This is a genomic window from Nocardia sp. NPDC050697 (assembly GCF_040654395.1).
Taxonomy (GTDB): Bacteria; Actinomycetota; Actinomycetes; order Mycobacteriales; family Mycobacteriaceae; genus Nocardia.
Genome location: NZ_JBFAHY010000003.1, coordinates 397,301 through 412,810, shown reverse-complemented (window position 1 = coordinate 412,810; position 15,510 = coordinate 397,301). Strand labels below are relative to the sequence as shown.

Below are 15,510 nucleotides of genomic sequence, written 5' to 3'. Positions count from 1 at the left end.
GGCAGGCGCTGGAGCAGCCGTGCCTTATCGGGTGTGACGCGGTCGCCGCGAGCCGCCGCCGGGGGATGTCCCAGCGGCCCGCCATACTGTTCCGGTGACGTCCGCCCAGCTCCCCGCCGCGCCGGCCCGCTGAGCCCCGTCGTGCCCGCGACCTCCCCGACGCTCACCCGGCTGCGCAGGCGGGTGCTGATCGTGGTCAGGCACACCGAGATCATCATCGACCTCAACTACGCCGGGCTGGTCGTCGCCACGCTCTTCTTCGCGCTCTCGGTGACGCCGTCGCTGGTGCCGAGGGACTGGCTGTTCCAGGGGCTGGTGTCCGGGATCAACGCCGCGCTCGGGTACGGGGTCGGGTGCGTGCTGGAGTGGCTGTTCCGGATCTGGGTGTGGCCGCGGGTGCGCGGCCGGGTCTCCGAGCCGCCCACCTGGGTGCGGTACGCGGCGAAGTCGGCGGTGCTGCTCACGGCGGCGCTCGGCGCCGGCTTCATGCTGGTGCAGTCGGCGCGCTGGCAGCGCGAGATCAGCGCGCTGATGGGCATGGAGGGCACCCCTACCCCGGCCTATCTGCGCACCGGGCTGCTCAGCGTGGCCGTCGGGGTGGCGGTGGTCGCCGTCTACCGGACCGTGCGCGCCGTCGTCACCGTGCTGGCCAGGGAGCTGAACCACCGGGTCCGGATACCGCGCGAGCTGGCCCCTGCGGTCGGGCTGCTCGTCCTGGTGGTGGTGGCGGTCACGGTATTCAACGGCGTCGCCAGCCAGGCCTTCTTCGCGGTGGCGAACGAGGCGTTCAAGGTGCGCAACGACGACACCTCCGCCTACGCCACGCAGCCGGTGCTGCCGGAGCGCTCCGGCAGCCCGGAGTCGCTGGCCGAGTGGGACACCCTCGGCTTCGAGGGCCGCTGGTTCGTCTCGCACGGGCCGAGCCGGAGCCGGATCGCCGCCGTCACCGGGCGGCAGGCCGCGGAGCCGATCCGCGCCTACGTCGGGCTGGAGTCGCGCGACGGCGACCTGACCCAGGCCGAGCTGGCCGTCGCCGAGCTGGAGCGCACCGGCGCCTTCCAGCGCCGGGTGCTCGTCCTCATGACGACGACCGGCACCGGCTGGGTGAATTCGACGGCCGCGGGCGCGATCGAGTACATGTACGGCGGCGACAGCGCCATCGTCGCCACCCAGTACTCCTACCTGCCGAGCGTGCTCTCCTTCCTGGCCGACCGGAGCAAGGCGGCGAGCGCGGGGCGCGAGCTCTTCGACGCGGTGTACGAGCGCTGGTCGGTGCTGCCGCCGCAGGCGCGGCCCAAGCTGCTGGTGTACGGCGAGAGCCTGGGGTCGCAGGGGTCGGAGGAGGCCTTCGACGGGCTGGCCGACCTGCGCGCGCAGGTGGACGGGGCGCTCTGGGTCGGGCCGCCGAACTCGAACCGGCTGTGGAAGCAGTTCGTCACCCGGCGCGATCCCGGGTCGCGGGAGGTGCAGCCGGTGTACGCGGACGGGCTGGTGGTGCGGTTCGCGGCCGAGCGGGCGGATCTGGGCCGGCCCGCGGCGGAGTGGCGGACGCCGCGCATCGCGTACCTGCAGCACGCCTCCGACCCCATCGTCTGGTGGTCGACGGACCTGATCTTCTCGCAGCCGGACTGGCTCTCCGAGCCGCGCGGCTCCGACGTCTCCTCGCAGATGCGCTGGTACCCCTTCGTCACCTTCTGGCAGGTCGCCGCCGATCTCACCAATGCGCAGGGGGTCAGCGACGGGCACGGCCACCGCTACGGCGACCTGGTGATCGACGGCTGGGCCGCCGTCGCCGCCCCGCCGGAGTGGAACGCGGAGCTCGCCGAGAGCGTCCGGATCCAGCTGGAGGCGGCCGAGGATTTCGAGCGGGCCACCAAGTGAGCGGCTCCCCGCCGCAGTGCCCGCACGCGGTGAGCGTGGGGCGGGCGCTGCTCGCGGTGGCCGCGCCGCTGGTGTGGCACAACGCGGTGCTGCCCCGGCTGGCGCTCGACATCCGCGGACGGACCGCCGCCAATGTCGCCTTCGCGACCGGCTACGCGCGGGTCTTCGCCGGTGAGCCCCGGTGGGGTGCGGCGGCCGGATGGCGCCTCGGGCTCGGCGCCGCGGCTGCGGTGCTCGCGGGCTACGGCGCCGCGCTCGCGCTGCCACCCGCCCGGAGGGCACTGGCAGCGACCCCGGACCGGTCGCCGGGCGTCTCCCTCCCGGAGTGGGTCGGCGCGCACATCCCGCTCGGCACCGTCTACAGCGAGGAGCTGATCTTCCGCGGCACCCTCGACCCCATCGCGGGCACCCCGCTCACCGCCCTCACCTTCGGCCTCTGGCACATCGCCCCGGCCCGCGCCGCGGGCGACCCGATCCTCCCCACCATCGCCGTCACCACCGCGGCCGGACTGATCTTCGGCGCGCTCCGCCGCCGGACCGGCAGCGCCACGGCCCCCGCCCTGCTGCACTACGCCCTGAACGCGGGCGGCGCCGTCACCCCGCGGCTGGCCCGCTCGCGCCCCGGGTAACCTCGCGACGTGCCAGGACGCTCCACCGTCGACCCGAACGAACTCCGCGCCGCCACCGCCGCGGTGCGCGCGTGGCTGCTCGACGACAGCACCCCCGCCCCGGCCCGCGCCCAGCTCGGCGCCGCCGTCCGCGCCACCGCCCGCACGCTCGCCCAGGCGGCCCCCGGCCACTCGGTCGAGGTCAGGGTGCCGCCCTACGTCGCGGTGCAGTGCGTCGACGGCCCGCGGCACACCAGGGGCACCCCGCCGAACGTGGTCGAGACCGACCCGCGCACCTGGCTGCTGCTCGCCACCGGCCTGCTCAGCTTCGCGGCGGCCGCGGCGAGCGGCGCCGTCGCCGCCTCCGGCAGCCGCGCCGCCGAGGTGGCGCACTGGCTGCCGGTCACCCGGCTGTAGCGGGCTTCAGCACGTTCTTCCGGTGCAGCCCCCTGCGGTCGTAGAACCGGGTGACCACGGCGCCGAAGACCAGCCCGATGCCGAGCCCGAGCAGCGTCATCCAGAAGCCGCGGGTGAGCCCGGCCGGGCCGCTGGCGTCGAAGTACAGGATCGAGCGGATGGCGAGGAACACCTGGTGCATGGGCTCGAAGGTGGCCAGCCAGGCGAAGTACGGCGGCGTCGCCTCGATCGGCACCGTCCCGCCCGAGGAGGGCAGCCCGAGCACCACGAAGAGGATCAGGTTGGCCAGCAGCCCGGCCGAGCCGATCGCCGCCAGCATGGAGATGCCGGTGATGCCGACCGCCGCGATCGCCAGCCAGCTGTAGAGGAAGAGCGCGAGGCTGTGGCTCAGCGGCAGCTCGAGCAGGTGCGCGGTGAGCAGGAAGACCCCGGAGACGATGGCCGCGGCCACCGCCATCACGCCCCACTTGAGCAGCACGGTGCGGAATCGGGAGATCGGGGTCGGCGGATAATGCACATACCAGGGGCCGTACTCGGTGGGCACGAAGCCGAGCTGGGCATCGACCATGGTGTGGATGATCATCGCCCCGACCACCCCGGCGAGCAGCAGCAGCAGCGCGTAGAAGAAGGCGGTCAGCCCCTGCCCTGTCCCGTTCGGCAGCGGGTGGTACTGCTGCACCAGCACGTCGATCGGCTCGCGCAGCGCCACCCGGCTGGCGCCGCTCAGCTCGGTCGCGGGCGCCCCGGCCGGGCTCGCCCGCAGCTGGCTCTCCACCTGGTCGGTGAGCTGCCGCCCGACCTGTTCGTTCACCTTGACCAGCATCTCGTCGGCGATCCGCAGCACCACCTGGGTGCTGTAGGCGCCCGCGCGCGGATTGGTCTCGACGGTCACGATGGGCCGCTGGATATCGCCCGGCACGACGCTGCCGATGCCGAGAATGCCGAGCGACTTGCTGAAATCGCTCGGGATGACGACGGCGCCGTAGACCTGGCCGGTCTGCAGCAGCCGCTCGGCCTCGCTGATCCCAACGACGTGCAGCTCCACCTTGTCGGTGGGGACCTCGGCGATGATGCCGTCGGTCACCTGCCTGCCGAAGTTCACCTGCTGCTGCCCGCCGCCGGTGTCGAGCACATCGCCCAGATCCTGGTTGACGAACGCGATCGGGAAGTCGTGCAGGTTCTCCTCCGGGTCGGCGACGTAGCCGAGGTACATCACGCCGAGCAGCGCCGTGAGCAACGTGAGTACCACCACAGGCGCGCCGGTCATCCTGGCCCAGCCGAACAGGCTCCGCGGCGTGCTGCCCCGGCTCGCCGCGGCCTGGACCGAATCGGCCGAATTGCCTGTTCCGGCGGGTTCTTCCGGCTTACCGGGCTGGTCGGGCGTGGTCACCGCAGCACGGTAACAGGTAGGACCAGCGGTTCCGTGGTGATCGTGACGGGGAACGCTCCGCGCCGCCGGGCGGGGCTGGTCACCGCCGGGGTTGGCCGTAGAATAGCGGTCGCCCCCAGCCCGCCCGAACAGGGAGCGAACGGTGACCAACGCCGACTTTCCGGTCGACAGCGATCTATCCACCCCTATCCCGGTCGCGCCGACCGCCGCCGCCCATGATCAGGACGAGAACGAGCCGCGCGAGGAGTGCGGCGTTTTCGGGGTCTGGGCGCCGAGCGAGGACGTCGCGAAGCTGAGCTACTACGGCCTCTACGCCCTGCAGCACCGCGGGCAGGAGGCGGCGGGGATCGCCGTCTCGGACGGCCAGCAGATCCTGGTCTTCAAGGATCTCGGCCTGGTCAGCCAGGTGTTCGACGAGCAGACGCTGGCCGCCATGCCCGGCCACGTCGCCATCGGGCACTGCCGGTACTCCACCACCGGCTCCACCACCTGGGAGAACGCGCAGCCGATCTTCCGCACCACCGCCGTCGGCTCCGGGCTCGCGCTCGGCCACAACGGCAACCTGGTCAATACCGCCGAGCTGAACGAGCGCGCCAGGGAGCAGGGGCTGCTCGGCCGCCGCCGGTCCGGCGACAACAAGCCGGCCCCGATCGCCGCCACCTCCGACTCGGACGTGATGACGGCGCTGCTCGCGCACGCCGCCGCCGACTCCAGCATCGAGCAGGCCGCCATGGAGCTGCTGCCGACGCTGCGCGGCGCCTTCTGCCTGACCTTCATGGACGAGCACACCCTCTACGCCGCCCGCGACCCGCACGGCGTGCGCCCGCTGGTCCTCGGCAGGCTGGAGCGCGGCTGGGTGGTGGCCAGCGAGACCGCCGCGCTCGACATCGTCGGCGCCGCCTTCGTCCGCGAGATCGAGCCGGGCGAGCTGCTCGCCATCGACGCCGACGGCGTGCGCTCCATGCGCTTCGCCGCGCCGGAGCCGAAGGGCTGCGTCTTCGAGTACGTCTACCTGGCCAGGCCGGATTCCACCATCGCGGGCCGCTCGGTGCACTCCACCCGGGTCGATATCGGCCGCAGACTGGCCAAGGAGCACCCGGTCGAGGCCGACCTGGTGATCCCGGTGCCGGAGTCGGGCACCCCGGCCGCGGTCGGCTACGCGCAGGGCTCGGGGGTGCCGTACGGCCAGGGGCTGATGAAGAACGCCTACGTCGGCCGCACCTTCATCCAGCCCAGCCAGACCATCCGCCAGCTCGGCATCCGGCTCAAGCTGAACCCGCTGCGCGAGGTGATCAGGGGCAAGCGGCTGATCGTGGTGGACGACTCCATCGTGCGCGGCAACACCCAGCGTGCGCTCATCCGCATGCTGCGCGAGGCGGGCGCGCTGGAGATCCACGTGCGGATCGCCTCGCCGCCGGTCAAGTGGCCGTGCTTCTACGGCATCGACTTCGCCTCGCGCGCCGAGCTCATCGCCAACGGCGCCGGGCTGCCGGACGGCGCCGACGGCTCGAACGACCCGGGCTCCGAGGTCTTCCGCGACATGGTCGAGGGGGTGCGCCGCTCGATCGGCGCCGACACCCTCGGCTACATCTCGCTGGACGGCATGATCGCCGCCACCGAGCAGCCGCGCAGCCGGCTCTGCAGCGCCTGCTTCGACGGCGTCTACCCGATTCCGCTGCCGCACGAGGCCGCCATCGGCAAGAACCTGCTCGAGGGCATGCTGAGCGGGCAGCCGGAGGCCGCGCTGCTCCGGGAGAACGCGAACGCGAGTGCGCTGAGCAGGCCCTGACCGACCGGCCGCACGGCTGCGGGGTGACGAACCGGGGTGCGATACCGCCGCGTGCTCGTTATTCCGCTCCGGTAGCGTGAGCTGGCATCTATCCGCCGATTCGGTTTGGAGCTCTTCCCGAAAATGACTGAACAGACCCCCAGTGGTAACGGTGCTTCCTACGCCGCGGCCGGTGTGGACATCGAAGCCGGTGACCGCGCCGTCGAATTGTTCGGGCCATTGGCGAAGAAGGCCAGCCGCCCCGAGGTGCAGGGCGGCCTCGGCGGCTTCGCCGGGTTGTTCGCGCTGAAGAGCGGGTATAAGGAGCCGCTGCTCGCCGCCTCCACCGACGGCGTCGGCACCAAGCTGGCGGTCGCGCAGGCGCTGGACAAGCACGACACCGTCGGGCTGGATCTGGTCGCCATGGTCGTCGACGACCTGGTGGTCTGCGGCGCCGAGCCGCTGTTCCTGCAGGATTACATCGCGGTCGGCAAGGTCGTCCCGGAGCGGGTGGCCGAGCTGGTCTCCGGCATCGCCGAGGGCTGCGTGAAGGCGGGTTGCGCGCTGCTCGGCGGCGAGACCGCCGAGCACCCCGGGCTGATGGACCCGGACGACTACGACCTCTCCGCCACCGGCATCGGCGTGGTCGAGGCGGACGCGGTGCTCGGCCCGGAGCGGGTGCGCTCCGGCGACGTGGTGATCGCCATGGGCGCCTCCGGGCTGCACTCCAATGGCTACAGCCTGGCCCGCAAGGTGCTGCTGGAGATCGACCGGATGAGCCTGACCGGGCACGTCGAGGAGTTCGGCCGCACCCTCGGCGAGGAGTTGCTGGAGCCGACCCGGATCTACGCCAAGGACTGCCTCGCGCTGGTCGCCGAGACCGATGTGCGCACCTTCGCGCACGTCACCGGCGGCGGGCTGGCGGCCAACCTGGGCCGGGTGCTGCCGCAGGGCATGGTCGCCGAGCTGGATCGCGGCACCTGGAACCCGGCGCCGGTCTTCAAGATGATCGCGCAGCGCGGGCGGGTCGAGCGGCCGGAGATGGAGAAGACCTTCAATATGGGGGTCGGCATGGTCGCGGTGGTCGCGCCGGAGGATGTGGACCGGGCGCTGGCCGTGCTCACCGCGCGCCACATCGACTGCTGGACACTGGGTTCGGTGAGCCGCAGCAAGGATGCCGACGCGCCGCGCGCGGTGCTGGTCGGCGAGCACCCGCGCTTCTAGATCCTGGCCGAATCCGCTAGGGCCGGAGCGGCCGGAGAGACGGCGGGGCCCGCATCGTGCGATGCGGGCCATCCGTGCGAGCCACCGAGATGGCGCCGTGACCTGGTCCGAACGCGGTCAAGGGGGAGGCCCGTCGGCCTCCCCCTTCGCGTACGTACGGTCAGCGGCGCCAGTCGTCGTAGTCGTCGTCCTCGCTGGTCCAGCGGGACGGGGACTCATCAGCGTCGTGCTCATCGGACAGCACGCCACCACCGTTGGGTCGGTGGTAGTGCAGATCTGTGCCGTTCGAGAGCTCTCGCTGAAGGCTCGCGAAGTCGGTCGATGGCGAGCTGTATTTCAGCTCGCGTGCGACCTTGGTCTGCTTTGCCTTAGCCCGGCCACGGCCCATGGCTGACCCCCTCGCGTCAATGCGGGGCGGCCTGGGGTGTGTTGGCGGCCCCGTTCGAATTAATACTCTTCCTGACAGACACTTTAGCGTGTGTCAGGCCGCCGCGCTCCCACGAGTCGGCGAAGATTCCGGCGCCGCCCGCCGTTTGCCCCGCCGTCGCCGCGGCCGCGGTTTGCTACAGCACCCCCGGGATGGCGCGGACCACACCGACCCTGGCGCCGCCGCCGAGGATCGGCGGGGCCGCCAGCTCCGCGAGCCGGTCGGTCCACGGCACGCCGAGACGGCGCAGAATCGCCAGCGTCAGCGGCATCCGCGCGCGCTCGGCGCCGTCCTCGATCTTGTAGGCGAAGGCCGATCCGTCCGGCAGCGCGCCGGCGTGCACGCCGTCCGCGCCGATCTTGCAGACCAGGCCGGGGGTCTCGGACATCAGCAGCAGGTCGGGGGCATGGGTGCCGGAAATCACTCGCGGATGGGTGCGAATGGCCTCCGCGACGCGCTTCTCGGGGGTAAGCGGGGCGGCGGTGACCAGGGCGCGGAAGGCGCGGGCCAGGTTCACCAGCGCGACCGGGACGATCGGCAGCCCGCAGCCGTCGATGCCGAGGTCGGTCTCCGGCTCGCCGGTCACGTCGGCGATGGTGCGGAGCACCGCCTGCTGCAGCGGGTGCAGCGGGTCGAGGTAGCCCGCGGTGGGCCAGGCGTTGGCGGCGCAGGTGGCGAGCATGGCCGCGTGTTTGCCGGAGCAGTTCATCAGGATCCGGGCCGGCTCCTCGCCCGCGGCGAGCAGCCGGGCGCGCGGCAGCTCGCCGAGCGGGAGGTCGGGCGGGCACTCCAGGTCGTCCTCGGTGAAGCCGTTCCGCTCCAGCAGGCGCCGGACCGCCGCCACCTGGTCGGGCTCGCCGTAGTGGGAGGCGATGGCTATGGCCAGCTCCGCGTCGTCGGCCGGGGTGAAGCCGGAGCGGAGCAGGGCGAGCGCCTGCAGCGGCTTGTTGGTCGAGCGCGGGTAGATGGGGCCGTGCACCTCACCCAGCTCGAACGTCACCTCGCCGTCGGCGCCGAGCAGCACCACCGACCCCCGGTGCACGCACTCCCGGAACCCGGACCGGACCACCTCGACCAGCTCGACGCTCACGCTGTGTCCTCCTGCGGGATGGCCTCCCTGGAGTGCCGCCTGGTGTGCCGCGCGACCTGCATGCGAATGTCGTCCGAGACGGTCGGCTCGACCTCGAGCAGCCGGATCAACTTCTCCGGATCGGCGCCGGTGAAGACATCGCGGACGGTGATGCCGTGCTCGGGAACCCACTCCACCAGCACCTCGTCGCCCGCGCCGACCGTGCCCGCCTCGAGCAAGCGGAAGTAGCACCCGGTATCGCTGCGCAGCGCGAACCGCTTGACCCACTGCCGCTCGCCGGACCAGTGCTGGAAGGTCGCGCACGGCACCCGCGGCGCGCTCACCTCCAGCAGCGCGCTCCCCACCCGGAGCCGGGCGCCGAGCACCGCGTCCGAGAGCGGGAGCCCGTCGACCCGCAGGTTCTCGCCGAACCAGCCGTGCGGCAGCACCCGGTTCAGCTCCTGCTCCCAGCGGCGCGCGTCGTGCTCGGCGTAGGCGTAGACGGCCTGGTTCAGCCCGCCGTGGTGCTCGGTGTCGCAGACGTGGTCGCCCGCCAGCCCGAGCGGGCGGACCTCGACCCGCCCCGCGACCGGCCGCTTGTCGATGGCGCTGCGGCCGACCCGGCCCGGCACCTCCAGCTCCGCGTGCACCACGCAGACCGCGAGCACGCGGCCGGTGTCACCGGGCCGCATCAGCGCCCGCGCAGCCGGTCGATTGCGAGCCTGCCCGCCTGCGGACGGTCGTCCGTCGGCACCGAGTCGGGGTCGATGGCGGCCGCGGCGGGCCCCGCCACCAGCGGGGTGGTGGCCGGGACGGCCCGCTTCACCAGGGCGAGCGCGATCGGGCCGAGCTCGAAGTGGTCGACGACGGTGCCGAGCCTGCCCACCGCGCGGCCGTCCGCGGTGATGTCGGTGCCGGGTTCCGGGCGCTCGTCGGCGGAGCCGTCCAGGTGCAGCAGCACCAGGTTGCGCGGGGGTTTGCCGAGGTTGTGCACCCGGGCGACGGTCTCCTGGCCGCGGTAGCAGCCCTTGTCCAGGTGCACCGCGCCCGCGTCGGCGGTGCCGCCGATCCAGCGCGCCTCGTGCGGGATGGTGCGGTCGTCGGTGTCGAGGCCGAGCCGGGGGCGCAGCGACTCGACGCGCAGCGCCTCGAAGGCCCACATGCCGGCCGGGGTGGCGCCCGCCGCGGTGAGCTCGGCCCACCGCTCGGTGAGCTGGGCGCGCGGGATCACCAGGTCGTAGGAGTGCTCGCCGGGCCACGGCATGCGGCGCAGGAAGCCGCCGCCGGGCAGCGGGACCGCGCGGTACACCGCGGGCAGCTCGGCGATGCCGAGCGCGCCGGTGAGCGATTCGACCTCGGGGCCGAGCAGGGTGAGCACGGCGTGATCGCTCGCGTCCCTCGGCTGCGCGTCGGCCCAGAAGACCATCTTGGTCAGGAAGCCGATCAGGTCGGGGCCGCGCTCCGCCTCGGTGTCGAGCCAGACGGTCTCGGCCAGTTCGGTGAGGACGAAGTGGTGCTGCACCCGGCCGTTCAGGTCCAGATCCAGATTCTCCGCCGACTCGCCGTCGGCCAGCCCGGCCACGTGCTGGCTGGTGATGGTGTGCAGCCAGGTCAGCCGCTCTTTACCGGTAATGGTGCCGACCGCGCGGTGCGAGCGATCCACGATCGCCACCCGCCGGGCCGCGGCGCGCTGCTCGGCGAACGGATCGCCGTAGTGCCAGGCGACGGCGGCATCCGGCGAACCGGGCACCCCCGCGACGGCTCCGGGAGCACCGAGAAGAGGACTAGGCACAGGAACCACAAAACCACTGTACGTGGCTGCCCGGCATCAGGTGATTCAGGCCCGTGCCGTTAGCGGACATGACAAGGAATGTCCTGCTGCTATCACGAAATCATCAAATGTGTTGGCGACACGCGCCGATAGGAACAATCAACTCGAGCGCACCGTAGGCATTACCTGCCCGAATTGCCTACGCTCCTACCCATGGCGGATCGAGTTCTTGTGACACTCGACGGCGCGGTCCAGGATGCGGACGCGCCGTTGTTGTTTGCCGACGACATCGGTGTTCTGCGCGGCGACGGTGTCTTCGAAACGGTGCTGGTGCGGGACGGCAGCCCGTGTGCGATCGAGTTCCACCTGGGCAGGCTGCGCCGCTCCGCCCAGGCGCTGGAGCTACCCGAGCTGGAGCTGAGCCGGTGGCGGGAGGCGGCCGAGGTGGCGGCCAAGGAATGGGGCAGCGAGGAAGAGGGCGTGCTGCGCCTGGTGCTCACCCGCGGCCGGGAGAGCGAATTCGCCGAGGTGCCGGATTCGGTGACCTCGGGCGAGCTCGCCGCCGCCGTCCCGGTGCCGACCGCGTTCGTCACGGTGAGCCCGGTGCCCGCCAGGGTGGCGAAGGCCCGCACCGAGGGCATCAAGGTGGTGAGCCTGGTCCGCGGCATCTCCATCGATCTGGCCCAGGCCGCGCCCTGGCAGCTGCTCGGCGCCAAGACGCTCTCCTACGCCACCAATATGGCCGCGCTGCGCTTCGCGCACCGCCAGGGCGCCGACGACGTGATCTTCACCAGCACCGAGAACCGGGTGCTGGAGGGGCCGCGCTCGACCATCGTGATCGCGCGGGACAAGACGCTGCTCACCCCGCCCGCCAAGAACGGCGTGCTGCCCGGCGTCACCCAGCGGGCGCTCTTCAACGAGGCCCGCAAGGCCGGGTGGGAGTGCAAGTACGAGCCGCTCTGGACCGCCGACCTCTTCGTCTGCGACAGCATCTGGCTGCTCTCCAGCATCACGCTGGCGGCGCGGGTGGCCCAGCTCGACGGCATCCGGCTGATGGCGGCCGACAATGCCGACGAGATCATCGAATTGGTGGATCGCGGGGTCGCCAGGGCGGGGGCCATCGGCGACTGGTGACCCCCCGGGTTCCGGTGTCCGGAACGGGACACCGGCGGACTCGACCGGCCGCGCTGCGTGACGTTGACCTCGATTCCCGGCACGATCATTGTGCGCTGCGCTTTCCCACGTAGCCTTACTACAGAGTGTCGTAGACGAATCGGCTGGTAGGAGGTCACGGTGAGCGCGTTGGACGTGTCTCGATGGCAGTTCGGGATCACCACCGTCTATCACTTCCTCTTCGTGCCGCTCACCATCGGTCTCGCGCCGCTGGTCGCCGGGATGCAGACGGCGTGGGTGATCACCGGTAAGGAGCACTGGTACCGGCTGACGAAGTTCTTCGGGAAGCTCTTCCTGATCAACTTCGCGCTCGGGGTCGCCACCGGAATCGTGCAGGAATTCCAGTTCGGGATGAACTGGAGCGAGTACTCCCGCTTCGTCGGCGACGTGTTCGGCGCGCCGCTGGCGCTGGAGGGGCTGGTCGCCTTCTTCCTGGAGTCGACGTTCCTCGGGCTCTGGATCTTCGGCTGGAGCCGGCTGCCGCGGCTGGTGCACCTGGCCACCATCTGGCTGGTGGCGATCGGCGTGAACGCCTCCGCGTACTTCATCATCGCGGCCAACTCGTTCATGCAGCACCCGGTGGGCGCCAGGTACAACCCGGAGACCGGCCGCGCCGAACTCACCAGCATCGTCGAGCTGCTCACCAACAACACCGCGCTGGCCGCCTTCCCGCACGTGGTGGCGGGGTCGTTCCTCACCGCGGGCACCTTCGTCGCCGGGATCGGCGGCTGGTGGATGGTGCGGAACGCGCGCAGCGGCGACCCGGCGAAGCTCGCGGAGGCGCGCACGCTGTGGCGCCCGGTCGCGCGGGCCGCGCTGGTGGTGGTCGCGCTGGCCGGGGTCGCGCTGATCTACACCGGTGACGTGCAGGGCAAGCTCATGTTCCAGCAGCAGCCCATGAAGATGGCCTCCGCGGAATCGCTGTGCCACACCGAGACCGACCCGGACTTCTCGGTGCTCACCGTCGGCACGCACAACAACTGCGACAGCGTGACGCACGTGATCGAGGTGCCGTTCGTGCTGCCCTGGCTGGCCGAGGGGCACTTCACCGGCGTCACCCTGGAGGGCGTCGTCGACCTGCAGCAGTCGTACGTAGACCAGTTCGGCCCCGGCGACTACCGCCCCAACCTCTTCGTCACCTACTGGGCGTTCCGCGCCATGATCGGGCTGGCGGCCGGCTCGGCGCTGCTCTGCGTGGTCGGGCTCTGGCTCACCCGCGGCGGGCGGGTGCCGGGGCAGCGCTGGTTCGGCTGGCTGAGCCTGGCCGCCATTCCGACGCCGTTCCTGGCCAACAGCGCGGGCTGGGTCTTCACCGAGATGGGGCGGCAGCCCTGGGTGGTGGTGCCCAACCCGACCGGCGATCAGAATCTGCGGCTCACCGTGCAGCAGGGCGTCTCCGACCACCCGGCGAGCACGGTCTGGGTCTCGCTCGCGGTGTTCACCCTGCTCTACGGCGCGCTCGCGGTGGTCTGGTTCTACCTCATGCGGCGCTACGCCATCGCGGGGCCGGAGCAGCCGAAGCCGCCGGCGGACGACTCGCCGCCGGACGCGGAGGAACCCGTCCGCCAGCTGTCCTTCGCGTACTAGGAGCCGACGATGAATCTGCAGGAATTCTGGTTCGTTCTGATCGGCGTGCTCTTCACCGGCTACTTCGTGCTGGAGGGGTTCGACTTCGGCGTCGGCATGCTCATGCACCCGCTCGGCAGGCGCTCCGACACCAGGCGCCGGGTGGTGCTCAACACCATCGGCCCGGTCTGGGACGGCAACGAGGTCTGGCTGATCACCGCGGGCGGCGCGCTCTTCGCGGCCTTCCCGGAGTGGTACGCCAGCCTGTTCTCCGGGTTCTACTTCGCGCTGCTGCTGGTGCTGGTCGCGCTGATCCTGCGGATCTGCGCCATCGAGTACCGCGGCAAGATCGACGACCCGGTGTGGCGGCGCCGCTGCGACCTCGGCATCGCCTTCGGCTCCTGGGTGCCCGCGCTGGCCTGGGGCTGGGTCTTCGCCAATGTGGTGCGCGGGGTCCCGCTCGATGCCGACAAGCAGCTCGCGGGGTCGTTCACGGACCTGCTGAGCCCGTACGCGCTGCTCGGCGCGCTCGCCACCGGCGTGCTCTTCGCGCTGCACGGCGCGACCTTCCTGGTGCTCAAGACCGGCGGCGAGGTGCGGGCCGACGCGCAGCGGGTGGCCCGGCTGCTGCTGGCGCCCGCCGCGGTGATCGTCGGCGGCTTCGGGCTCTGGACCCAGCTCGCCTACGGCGCGAGCTGGACCTGGATCCCGCTCGGGCTCGCGGTGCTCGGGCTGCTCGGCAGCGCCGCCGCGAACCTGGTGCAACGGGACGGCATCGCCTTCACCGGGACCACGCTCGCCGTCGCCGCGGCCACCGCGCTGCTCTTCGGCTCGCTCTTCCCGGATGTGCTGCCCTCCACGCTCGACCCGGCCTGGTCGCTCACCGTGCAGAACGCGTCCTCGACGCCGTACACGCTGAAGATCATGAGCTGGGCCGCGATCGCGGTGACGCCGGTGGTGCTGCTCTACCAGGGCTGGACCTACTGGGTGTTCCGCAAGCGCATCACCGTCGAGCAGATCCCGCCGCACATCGGGCTGCCGCGCCGCGCACCGAGCGCATGAGCGGGCCGGAGCGGGAGGCCGGCGCTCGGCGCGACCGCGCGGTGCCCCGCTCGTGCGAAACGGACGCGGAGTGATGGCGCGCCGCGCGCCGATCGATCCGCGGCTGTGGCGGTATGCGCACTCGGCTCGGCCGTATCTCGTCCTGAGCGTGGTGTTCTCGCTGCTGACCACGGTCGCCATCGTGGTCACCGCAGTGGCGCTGGCCCGGGTGCTGGCCGGGGTCATCACCGACCCGGCGGCGCGCACCGCAGGCGCCTGGACGCCGGAGCTGCTCGCGCTCGCCGCCGCGCTCACCGGGCGGGCCGTGGTCACCTGGGGGCAGTCGCGGCTGGCGCACCGGGCCGGCGCGGGCGTGGTCGCCGAGCTGGAGCGGGCGGTGCTGGCGGCGGGGGCCGCGCTGCCGCCGCGCGAGCTGGCGGAGCGGCGCACCGAGATCGCCGTCGTGGCCGGGACCGGGCTCGGCGGGTTGCGCGGGTACCTCACCGGGTACCTCCCCGCGCTGCTGCTCGCCGTGCTGGTACCGCCCCTCGTACTCGCGGTGATCGCGCTGCACGACCCGGTCTCCGGCGGGATCGTGCTGGTCACGCTGCCGCTCATCCCGATCTTCATGGTCCTCATCGGGCTGCTCACCCAGGGCAGGGCGGCGGCCACCCTCGCCGCCACCACCCGCCTCTCCGACCAGGTGCTCGACCTCTTCGCCGGGATGCCGACGCTGCGCGCGCTCGGCCGCGAGGGCGGCGAGCGCAGCATGGCCGGGCAGGTGGCGGAGCTCGGCGAGGCGCTGCGGGTGCGCACCATGCGCGCGCTGCGCATCGCCTTCCTCTCCTCGGCGGTGCTGGAGTTGCTGGCCACGCTGAGCGTCGCGCTGGTCGCGGTCTCGATCGGGCTGCGGCTGGTCTTCGGGGAGATGGAGCTGTACGCCGGGCTGGTGGCGCTGATTCTCGCGCCCGAGGTTTATCTGCCGCTGCGGACGGTGGGGGAGCGGTTCCATGCCGCGCAGGACGGGATGGCGGCGGCGGATCGGGCGTTCGCCGTGCTCGAGCTGGCGCCCGGGTCTCACGCGGCGGACGTGATGGCCGTGCACGAGCTGGGGACCTCCGATAGTGCGGCCGGTTCCGCGCAACGGGTGACGGCTCCGGCCGTGATCGAGCTGG

At 72.0% G+C, this 15,510-nt stretch carries 14 protein-coding genes; 9 read left to right on the top strand and 5 right to left on the bottom strand.

Features of this window, described 5'->3' with window-relative positions; translation table 11 throughout:
• Positions 1–141: 141 nt before the first annotated feature.
• Genes AB0H71_RS13460 through AB0H71_RS13450 form a run of 3 tightly spaced genes read left to right on the top strand, consistent with a single transcriptional unit; the run spans position 142 to position 2,906 of the window.
• On the top strand, positions 142–1,881 hold the full coding sequence (locus tag AB0H71_RS13460) for an alpha/beta hydrolase (RefSeq protein ID WP_357019290.1): 1,740 nt from the start codon (positions 142–144) through the stop codon (positions 1,879–1,881).
• A complete protein-coding gene (locus AB0H71_RS13455) occupies positions 1,878–2,510 on the top strand; it encodes a CPBP family intramembrane glutamic endopeptidase (RefSeq protein WP_357019287.1) in 633 nt (210 codons plus the stop codon). The genes AB0H71_RS13460 and AB0H71_RS13455 overlap by 4 nt, the downstream gene beginning before the upstream one ends.
• A gap of 9 nt (positions 2,511–2,519) precedes the next feature.
• The gene (locus AB0H71_RS13450) at positions 2,520–2,906 is read left to right on the top strand and encodes a sterol carrier family protein (RefSeq protein WP_357019284.1); all 387 of its coding nucleotides are present in this window, start codon (positions 2,520–2,522) and stop codon (positions 2,904–2,906) included.
• Here the strand turns inward: AB0H71_RS13450 and AB0H71_RS13445 are convergent.
• A complete protein-coding gene (locus AB0H71_RS13445; protein ID WP_357019281.1) occupies positions 2,893–4,296 on the bottom strand; it encodes a DUF3533 domain-containing protein in 1,404 nt (467 codons plus the stop codon). The two genes, AB0H71_RS13450 and AB0H71_RS13445, sit on opposite strands and share 14 nt — an antisense overlap.
• Before the next feature lie 187 nt (positions 4,297–4,483).
• Here AB0H71_RS13445 and purF point away from each other — a divergent pair, with 187 nt between their 5' ends.
• Together purF and purM are read left to right on the top strand one after the other, a co-directional pair.
• Complete coding sequence (gene purF, locus AB0H71_RS13440) at positions 4,484–6,085, top strand: amidophosphoribosyltransferase (protein ID WP_357020365.1); 1,602 nt, start codon at positions 4,484–4,486, stop codon at positions 6,083–6,085.
• Positions 6,086–6,208: 123 nt separating this feature from the next.
• Entirely contained in the window at positions 6,209–7,288 is a 1,080-nt protein-coding gene (gene purM / locus AB0H71_RS13435; RefSeq protein WP_357019278.1) for a phosphoribosylformylglycinamidine cyclo-ligase, read from the top strand.
• Between the two features lie 160 nt (positions 7,289–7,448).
• On the opposite strand, the gene AB0H71_RS13430 is transcribed toward purM, so the two are convergent.
• From AB0H71_RS13430 to AB0H71_RS13415, 4 genes are all read right to left on the bottom strand, one after another.
• The gene (locus AB0H71_RS13430; RefSeq protein WP_357019275.1) at positions 7,449–7,676 is read right to left on the bottom strand and encodes a DUF3073 domain-containing protein; all 228 of its coding nucleotides are present in this window, start codon (positions 7,674–7,676) and stop codon (positions 7,449–7,451) included.
• Positions 7,677–7,851: 175 nt separating this feature from the next.
• A complete protein-coding gene (locus AB0H71_RS13425) occupies positions 7,852–8,805 on the bottom strand; it encodes an asparaginase (protein WP_357019272.1) in 954 nt (317 codons plus the stop codon).
• Positions 8,802–9,476, bottom strand: coding sequence for an MOSC domain-containing protein (locus AB0H71_RS13420; protein ID WP_357019270.1), 675 nt, complete (start codon positions 9,474–9,476; stop codon positions 8,802–8,804). The genes AB0H71_RS13425 and AB0H71_RS13420 overlap by 4 nt, the downstream gene beginning before the upstream one ends.
• Positions 9,476–10,585, bottom strand: a complete 1,110-nt coding sequence (locus AB0H71_RS13415; RefSeq protein WP_357019266.1) for a folate-binding protein — start codon at positions 10,583–10,585, stop codon at positions 9,476–9,478. The genes AB0H71_RS13420 and AB0H71_RS13415 overlap by 1 nt, the downstream gene beginning before the upstream one ends.
• Before the next feature lie 183 nt (positions 10,586–10,768).
• Here AB0H71_RS13415 and AB0H71_RS13410 point away from each other — a divergent pair, with 183 nt between their 5' ends.
• The 4 genes from AB0H71_RS13410 to AB0H71_RS13395 all read left to right on the top strand — a co-directional run.
• Positions 10,769–11,689, top strand: a complete 921-nt coding sequence (locus AB0H71_RS13410; RefSeq protein ID WP_357019263.1) for an aminodeoxychorismate lyase — start codon at positions 10,769–10,771, stop codon at positions 11,687–11,689.
• Positions 11,690–11,848: 159 nt separating this feature from the next.
• Complete coding sequence (locus AB0H71_RS13405) at positions 11,849–13,315, top strand: cytochrome ubiquinol oxidase subunit I (RefSeq protein ID WP_357019260.1); 1,467 nt, start codon at positions 11,849–11,851, stop codon at positions 13,313–13,315.
• Between the two features lie 9 nt (positions 13,316–13,324).
• The gene (cydB, locus tag AB0H71_RS13400; protein ID WP_357019258.1) at positions 13,325–14,356 is read left to right on the top strand and encodes a cytochrome d ubiquinol oxidase subunit II; all 1,032 of its coding nucleotides are present in this window, start codon (positions 13,325–13,327) and stop codon (positions 14,354–14,356) included.
• A gap of 73 nt (positions 14,357–14,429) precedes the next feature.
• Positions 14,430–15,510, top strand: a 1,081-nt coding sequence (locus AB0H71_RS13395) for an ABC transporter transmembrane domain-containing protein (RefSeq protein WP_357019255.1), incomplete at its 3' end; no start/stop codon positions are given.

Excerpts from the sequence above, each read along its gene's own strand:
- purM (WP_357019278.1), top strand. The coding sequence starts at position 6,209 with ATGACTGAACAGACCCCCAGTGGTAACGGTGCTTCCTACGCCGCGGCC.
- AB0H71_RS13430 (WP_357019275.1), bottom strand. The coding sequence starts at position 7,676 with ATGGGCCGTGGCCGGGCTAAGGCAAAGCAGACCAAGGTCGCACGCGAG.
- AB0H71_RS13420 (WP_357019270.1), bottom strand. The coding sequence starts at position 9,476 with ATGCGGCCCGGTGACACCGGCCGCGTGCTCGCGGTCTGCGTGGTGCAC.
- AB0H71_RS13410 (WP_357019263.1), top strand. The coding sequence starts at position 10,769 with ATGGCGGATCGAGTTCTTGTGACACTCGACGGCGCGGTCCAGGATGCG.
- cydB (WP_357019258.1), top strand. The coding sequence starts at position 13,325 with ATGAATCTGCAGGAATTCTGGTTCGTTCTGATCGGCGTGCTCTTCACC.